This is a genomic window from uncultured Marinobacter sp., assembly GCF_963974375.1.
In the GTDB taxonomy this organism is placed as follows: Bacteria; Pseudomonadota; Gammaproteobacteria; order Pseudomonadales; family Oleiphilaceae; genus Marinobacter.
Window position 1 is genome coordinate 20,071 of record NZ_CAXBDN010000022.1, and the last position, 6,974, is coordinate 27,044.

At 58.9% G+C, this 6,974-nt stretch carries 8 protein-coding genes; 4 read left to right on the plus strand and 4 right to left on the minus strand.

The window, feature by feature from the left end; genetic code table 11:
• The first annotated feature begins 11 nt into the window (after positions 1–11).
• On the plus strand, positions 12–1,298 hold the full coding sequence (locus tag AAC035_RS03410) for a copper oxidase (protein ID WP_339799948.1): 1,287 nt from the start codon (positions 12–14) through the stop codon (positions 1,296–1,298).
• A 100-nt stretch (positions 1,299–1,398) separates the two neighbouring features.
• Here AAC035_RS03410 and AAC035_RS03415 read toward each other — a convergent pair whose 3' ends face one another.
• On the minus strand, positions 1,399–1,797 hold the full coding sequence (locus AAC035_RS03415; RefSeq protein ID WP_339799950.1) for a hypothetical protein: 399 nt from the start codon (positions 1,795–1,797) through the stop codon (positions 1,399–1,401).
• On the opposite strand from AAC035_RS03415, the gene AAC035_RS03420 reads away from it, so the two are divergent.
• Positions 1,783–2,097: a hypothetical protein gene (locus AAC035_RS03420; RefSeq protein ID WP_339799952.1), complete on the plus strand. Its 315-nt coding sequence runs from the start codon at positions 1,783–1,785 to the stop codon at positions 2,095–2,097. The genes AAC035_RS03415 and AAC035_RS03420 overlap by 15 nt on opposite strands.
• Before the next feature lie 97 nt (positions 2,098–2,194).
• Here the strand turns inward: AAC035_RS03420 and AAC035_RS03425 are convergent, their stop codons facing one another.
• Complete coding sequence (locus AAC035_RS03425; RefSeq protein WP_339799954.1) at positions 2,195–3,454, minus strand: aminotransferase class III-fold pyridoxal phosphate-dependent enzyme; 1,260 nt, start codon at positions 3,452–3,454, stop codon at positions 2,195–2,197.
• Between the two features lie 89 nt (positions 3,455–3,543).
• On the minus strand, positions 3,544–4,692 hold the full coding sequence (locus tag AAC035_RS03430; RefSeq protein ID WP_339799956.1) for an isocitrate/isopropylmalate dehydrogenase family protein: 1,149 nt from the start codon (positions 4,690–4,692) through the stop codon (positions 3,544–3,546).
• Positions 4,693–4,832: 140 nt separating this feature from the next.
• Between AAC035_RS03430 and AAC035_RS03435 the strand changes: the two genes are divergently transcribed.
• Together AAC035_RS03435 and AAC035_RS03440 are read left to right on the plus strand one after the other, a co-directional pair.
• Complete coding sequence (locus AAC035_RS03435; protein WP_339799958.1) at positions 4,833–5,603, plus strand: EAL domain-containing protein; 771 nt, start codon at positions 4,833–4,835, stop codon at positions 5,601–5,603.
• 69 nt (positions 5,604–5,672) lie between these two features.
• Entirely contained in the window at positions 5,673–6,029 is a 357-nt protein-coding gene (locus tag AAC035_RS03440) for a hypothetical protein (RefSeq protein WP_339799960.1), read from the plus strand.
• 39 nt (positions 6,030–6,068) lie between these two features.
• Here AAC035_RS03440 and AAC035_RS03445 read toward each other — a convergent pair.
• Positions 6,069–6,974: LysR family transcriptional regulator (locus tag AAC035_RS03445; protein WP_339799962.1), on the minus strand; the 906-nt coding region annotated here is incomplete at its 5' end.

Consider the following 6,974-nt stretch of genomic DNA (forward strand, 5'->3'; position numbering starts at 1 on the left):
GAGACCTGACCATGATTTCTCGCAGACGTTTATTGGCCGGCAGTGCCGCCGGCCTGGTGGGTGGTCTGGCAGCGGGTGCCGGCGGGCAGGCCCTGGCCAGTAATGGCTTGCCGGCCTATCAGAGGCGCAGGCGCCATACCCAGGGCTACCGGCCGGTGATCACGCCGAATGGGCGAACCTTGCCATACCGGATGAATAACGGGGTCAAGGAATTTCACCTGATCGCCGAGGAGATTCAGCATCAGTTCGGACCGGGCACCACCATTACGGCCTGGGGCTATAACGGGGGAGCGCCCGGACCCACCATTGAAGCGGTTGAGGGTGATCGGGTACGGATCTTTGTGACCAACCGCCTGCAGGAACACACCACCATTCACTGGCACGGTTTGATCCTGCCCAGCGGTATGGATGGTGTCGGTGGCGTCTCGCAGCCCCATATCCCGCCCGGAAAAACCTATGTTTATGAATTTGATCTGAAGCAGCACGGTACCCATATGTACCACCCCCATGCGGACGAAATGGTGCAGCTGTCCATGGGCATGATGGGCCTGTTTATTATTCATCCGAAGGACCCGGTTGATCCGCCGGTGGATCGCGACTATGCCTTGCTGCTGCATAACTGGGCGGTGCATCCGGGCACCTGGCGGCCGGATCCCAATGTAATGGTGGAGTTTGATCTGTGGACCATGAACAGCAAGGTCTTTCCGTTCATTGAGCCGTTGCTGGCGCAAACCGGCGAACGGGTCAGGATCCGTATCGGCAACCTGTCCATGTGGAATCATCCCATCCACCTGCATGGGGTCCAGTTCGATGTGACCGGTGGTGATGGCGGCCGTCTGCCTCGTGACAAATGGCGCAGTGAGGTGACAGAGATCGTCGGAGTCGGTCAGATGCGGGATATTGAATTTGATGCTGTTCCCGGCGACTGGGCGTTCCACTGCCATATGTCCCACCACACCATGAACCCCATGGGTCACGACCTGGCCAACCCGCTGGGGGTGGATCAGCGCGGCATCGAGGATCGGGTGAGGGGGCTGTTACCCGGCTATATGGCCATGGGCGAGCACGGCATGGCGGAACATCAGGAGCATGTTGACGCCGGCCATATGAAAGGTCCTGTGAATACCCTGCCCATGGCCATGGGAGAAGGACCCTACGGCAAAATTGAAATGGGTGGCATGTTCACCCTGGTCAAGGTTCGCGACCAGCTTGATGCGGACAGCGCCAGCAGCTGGTATCAGGCGCCGGAAGGCACCACTGCCCGGGAGACTCCTGAGCCGTCCGGTCTGCCCACCTGAAACGTTATCGCGTAATAACCCGAACTTTTCGAATGAATCTGGAGAACACAGCATGAAACCAAACACCCGAGTCTATGGTCCTGCCATGGCAGTCCTGTTATCACTGGGCGTGTCCGTATCGGCCACAACGCTGGCCGAGAACCACCAGCATCACAATCACGGCGGGGGTGAACCCATGGCTGGCCCGCAGGGGCACAATGGCCACGGCCAGCACGGCCAGGGTGACAATCGTGACCGGGGTCAGGGTCAGAAACGGGGCCATGATCAGCACCAGGGACATGATCAGAGTCAGGGCAATCAGGGCAATCAGGGACATCAGGGACATCAGGGTCATCAGCAAGGTGGCAGGCACGAAAGTCAGGATGGCAGTGGCGGACATCATCAGGGCCACGGTGCCCATCAGGCCGGTCATGGGGCCTCTGTTGGCAAGCCCGGCAACAGGGAGAACATAACCCGGACGATCAGTATAACCGGTGATGACACCATGGCCTTTCGTCATCCGCCGATTTCCGTCCGGGTCGGGGAGACCATCCTGTTTGAGGTAACCAATACCGGCTCCATGGCCCATGAGTTTTCCATCGGGACCCTGTCAGACCACCGGGCACATCAGGTGATGATGCGTGACAATCCCGGCATGTCCCATGAGGACATGCCAGGCAGCATTAACCTGGCCCCCGGTGAGACCGGACAGCTTGTCTGGCTGTTTGATTCAATGCCGGACGAGCCGCTGGAAGTGGCCTGCAATCTGCCGGGGCATTACCAGGCGGGCATGTTCAGCCAGGTACGAATTCGCGAGTAAGGGGAAAAGTGAGAGTTCACTGCAGCATGGTGTGACACCACGGCCGGCAAGGTCCTGAGCGCCTTGCCGGCCGTGGTTTTTCAGCCGAGTCTGATCTTCAGGCTGTTGCCCTGAGCGCCTCATGAAAGATGCCGAGGGCCTCATCAATCTGCTGCTCATTGACGATCAGCGGTGGCAGCCAGCGTACAATTTCCTGATAAGGGCCACAGCGCAGCATCAGCAGGCCCCGGTCCTCACACTCCCTGAGAATCTTGCCGGCCCGTTCACCGTCCGGACAGCTGCCCCGGCGCATTTCCACACCCTGCATCAGGCCCATGCCGCGCACGTCCGCCATGTCCGGGAAATCCTTTTTCAGTTCCTCAAGACCTTTGCGCAGGCGTTTGCCCATGATGTCGGCGTTTGCTACCAGGCCCTCCTCGCGAATGACGTCGATGGTGGCAATTGACGCCGCTGCGGCAACGGCGTTACCGCCGTAGGTGCCCCCCTGAGAGCCGGGCCAGCCCTTGGCCATGGTTTCCTCCGAGGCGGCCAGTGCCGAGATCGGGAAGCCGCTGGCGAGGCCTTTGGCGATCATGATGGCGTCCGGTTTCACGCCAAAATGGTCGTGTGCCCAGAACTTGCCGCTGCGACCAAAGCCTGCCTGGACTTCGTCAAATACCAGCATGATGCCGTGCTTGTCGCAGCGCTCCCGCAGGCCCTGCATGAACCGGGTATTGGCGGGCACATAGCCGCCTTCACCCTGAACCGGTTCAATCATCATGGCAGCGGTTTCTTTCGGATGACTTATGGTGACAAAAATCCGGTCCAGTTCCCGCAGGCAGAAATCCGTGGTTTCCTCCTCGCTCCAGCCGTAATGGTGTGCGTGGGGGAAGGGGGCCACCACAACGCCCCCCATCATGGGGCTGACGCCGGCCCGCAGACCAATACTGGAGGTGGTCAGTGACAGGGAGCCCATGGTGCGGCCATGAAAACCGCCATGGAAGACAATGATGTTCGGCCGACCGGTGGCCTGGCGAACCAGACGAATACCGGCCTCCGCGACTTCCGTGCCCGTGTTCGAGAAGAAAAAGGCGTTCAGTGGTTCCGGCGTCAGTTCCCCCAGCTTTTCAGCCAGCTCAGGCAGCCGTGGGTTCATGACGGTGGTGGCCTGGGCGTGGATCATGGTGGCCACCTGTTTCTGGGCCGCTTCTACCACTCTCGGGTGACAGTGGCCGGTGCTGGTAACGCCAATACCTGAGGTGAAGTCCAGATACCGACGACCATCGGTACTGATAATGTAGGCACCTTCGCCTTTTTCAGCGGTAATGCCGGTTGCCTGCTTGATGAGCGGTGACAATTTGCCTTTCTGGATGGTCACAATGCACCTCCGCAAGTGAGTTTGATAACGATGTGTTCAGACTAGTTGCTAAAGCAGCCTGGTAAAGCAATGCTCAACCCGGTGTCTGTTTACAGCCGTGCCAGCACTGCGTCAGCAATAGTACGGGTGTCCCGCCGGGTGCCGCCGGATTCGGCCAGGTCGGATGCGACCGCAGCGAACAATTCGGCTCCGGCGGTTCTCAGGGCCGGATCCTTGCGCCCCAGCCAGTCCAGCATGCGGGCGGTGGTGAACAGCATGGCGGTCGGATCCGCCAGCCCCCGGCCGGCGATGTCCGGAGCGCTGCCGTGGGTCGGCTCGAACATGGAAGGCATGGCCGGATCGTCCGGGTTCAGGTTGCATGAGGGGGCAACCCCCATGCCTCCGGACAGTACAGCGGCCAGATCCGTCAGGATATCTCCCTGCAGGTTACTGGCCACCACCACATCAAAGGCCCAGGGGGCCTGAACGAACTTCATGCAGGCGGCATCGATAAGTTCGTGATGGGTGGCCACATCCGGGTAGTCGCGGGCAACCTCTGCGAAAACCTCGGTATACATGTCGCCCCAGTAACGAAGAGCGTTACGTTTGGTGATCAGACAGACCTGGCTGGCGCACTGACGATTGTCCAGGGTGCGGAAACTACGGTCACGACCCTCGGCGTTGCGTGTTTCGGCCCGCAACCGGGCCTGCTCAAAACCGTAGCGGATAATGCGGTCCGTGGCCCGGCGGGTGAACACCTCCATCTGGGTGGCTACTTCATGCTCGGTGCCCTGTCTCAGGCGCCCACCCTGACCAACGTACTCGCCCTCGCTGTTCTCGCGAATCACCAGCATGTCGATATCTTTGGCCCGGTCGTCGGCCAGATACTGGCGCGCGCCGGGCAGCAGTCTGGCCGGACGTTCGCAGACCCACTGGTCAAATCCCTTGCGCATTTCCAGCAGCGGCGCCAGGGAAACGCTGTCCGTCAGCAGGTAGCGACCGGCGTCCTCCATGGGGCCCGGGTCACCGAGAGCTCCGAGCAGGATAGCGTCGTAGACGCCCAGTTGGGCGAGGGCATCCTCCGGCATCATTTCTCCGTGTTGCTCGTGCCAGGCATGGGATGGCCAGGGGAAGCGTGTCCATTCCAGCTCAAGATTATGCCGCTTGCGCAGAATTTCCAGGCAACGAACGGCTTCTGCAACGACTTCCGGACCGATGCCATCGCCGGGGGTCACCGCGATACGCAGTGGCTGGGACATAATCTAACTCCTTCAGAATTTGGTGCGTTCAATGTCCAGTGTAGTCATCCTCACAGGGATCGTCAGGAGATTTCATTTACGACGTCGTAACAGATGGTATAGTTGGAAATTACAGACATATTAAAAGGTAAGGAGTGGGCGTGAATCGACCTGAAGTACTTTTCGATGAGTCTCACTGTGAGCAGTGTGCCTGTGGTGAAGGTCTGGATTTCCAGTTCTCGTTTGCGTTTCAGCCTATCGTCGATGTAGGCGATGAAACGGTATTCGCTTATGAGGCATTGGTAAGGGGTACCAAGGGTGAGGGTGCCATGAATATCCTGTCGAGGATCAATGAAAGGAACCGCTATTCCTTCGACCAGATCTGCAGGGTGAAAGCGGTCAAGCTGGCGTCGCGGCTGGAAATGGACACCATGCTGAGTATCAATTTCATGCCGAACGCGGTCTACAAGGCGGAGTACTGTATCCGCACTACCCTGGCAGCGGCCCAAACCTATAACTTCGACACCCGCAGAATCATTTTCGAGTTGACCGAAGGTGAAGATCTCACTTCTACCGAACATCTGGTGTCGATTATTCAGGCCTATCAGGACATGGGGTTCAGCACCGCCATTGATGATTTTGGTGCAGGTTTCTCCCGCTACAACATCATGACAGCCAGTCCTCCCGACCTGCTGAAACTGGATATGGCCCTGATCCGTGACATCGAGAAGGAACCCAACAAGCAGGCGGTGGTCAATGGCATCATCACCATGATGAGAGAGCTTGGCGGCCGCATTGTGGCGGAAGGGGTGGAAACGGTGGGTGAATACCGCTGGTTGAAACATCGCGGTATCCGACTGTTTCAGGGTTACCTTTTTGCCAGACCTGGATTTGAAACCTTGCCGGAGCCGGTGTTTCCGTCTGTTGACTGAACCACGGGGAAAATTCCCGGACCGAACCAGGAATGGCCGGGCAATCTGTTCGCAATAGGGAGTGACTGAGTGCTATACCGGATCGTAACGCTGGTTGGTGGAATCGCCTTTGTGGGCGTCCTGTTCGGATTGATATGGTTGTTCTGCCGGTTGTTCCTGAAGCACCACAGGGTTACTGATCAGCTCAACGAACGGGCGATGACGCTGGCAACCTGGACCTTCACCGGGGTCAGCCTGGGTCTGCTGTTTGCTATCTTTGGCGCGTTTATTCTGGGGCCCTGGGCCTTTTACCGGACACTGCAAGGACACGATCTCGAGGTGTCCAGTGGCGCCGCCATATGGTGGGGCTTTGGCATTGTGCTGCTGTCACTGCTGATTACCGCCTCCGGTTTTCTGGGGTTTCTCTGGCTGGTCGGGGTTTGGTGAAAATCTGTTAAAAACCTGATTCGGAGCTCTACTGGTTGTTCAGGGACCGGCCGCTGCGTCAGGACGTGAGTCTGGCAGAGGACTCTGGTCATTGGCGACGGCGTGGAACAGCTCTCGCAGCCATAGCAGGGCGGGTTCCTTCTCATAGGCCCGGTGCCAGTAGATGTGAACGTCGTGTTCCGGCAGACCCGGAGGCGGGGTCAGAATACAGATGCTGGCACTTTTTGCTACCTGGTGTGCGTAGGTGGCTGGCATCGTCAGTAACAGATCTGAATTCTCTACCACCTGGCAGGCCGCATAAAAGTGCTGGCACCGAAGCCGGATGCGTCGCTGCAATCCCATCCTCGATAACTCGAAATCCTCAATACCGGGTCCCTCAGTGCGTGAGGACACCAGGATATGGCGGGCCGACAGATAATCCTCCATGCTCAGATCCCTTCCCGCCAGGGGATGATCCTTGCGGGCAATAACCGTCAGCGTGTCCCGTCGCAGGCGCTCATGGGCGGTCTGGTCACCCACCGGCAGCAGCACGTCCACTGCGAAGTCCAGCTTGCCAGCGGCCAGCAGGGTTTCCATTTCACGGCGGGCGATGCGCTGACTGTTAATCTCGATGTCCGGGTAATCGGTCAGGCGGGTCATCAGTTTGGGCAGAAAGGTGGTTTCGAGTACATCGCGCAAAGCCAGTGCAAAGGTCTTGCGGTGACTGGTGGGATCAAAGGCGTGAATCTGGTTTACCGCGCTCTGGATCTGGTTCAGGCCCGGTCGCATGGATTCAAGGAACCGGCGGGCGAGAGGGGTTGGCACCATGCGATTGCCCTGACGTGAAAACAGCGGGTCGCCAAAGTGATCCCTCAGACGACTCAGGGAATGGCTGACGGCGGGCTGGGTCAAATGCAGTGCCTTCGCGGCACGGGTCAGGCTGCCCTCGCGATAGATGGTGTCGAA

Excerpts from the sequence above, each read along its gene's own strand:
- AAC035_RS03410 (WP_339799948.1), top strand. The coding sequence starts at position 12 with ATGATTTCTCGCAGACGTTTATTGGCCGGCAGTGCCGCCGGCCTGGTG.
- AAC035_RS03420 (WP_339799952.1), top strand. The coding sequence starts at position 1,783 with ATGGCCTTTCGTCATCCGCCGATTTCCGTCCGGGTCGGGGAGACCATC.
- AAC035_RS03415 (WP_339799950.1), bottom strand. The coding sequence starts at position 1,797 with ATGACGAAAGGCCATGGTGTCATCACCGGTTATACTGATCGTCCGGGT.
- AAC035_RS03430 (WP_339799956.1), bottom strand. The coding sequence starts at position 4,692 with ATGTCCCAGCCACTGCGTATCGCGGTGACCCCCGGCGATGGCATCGGT.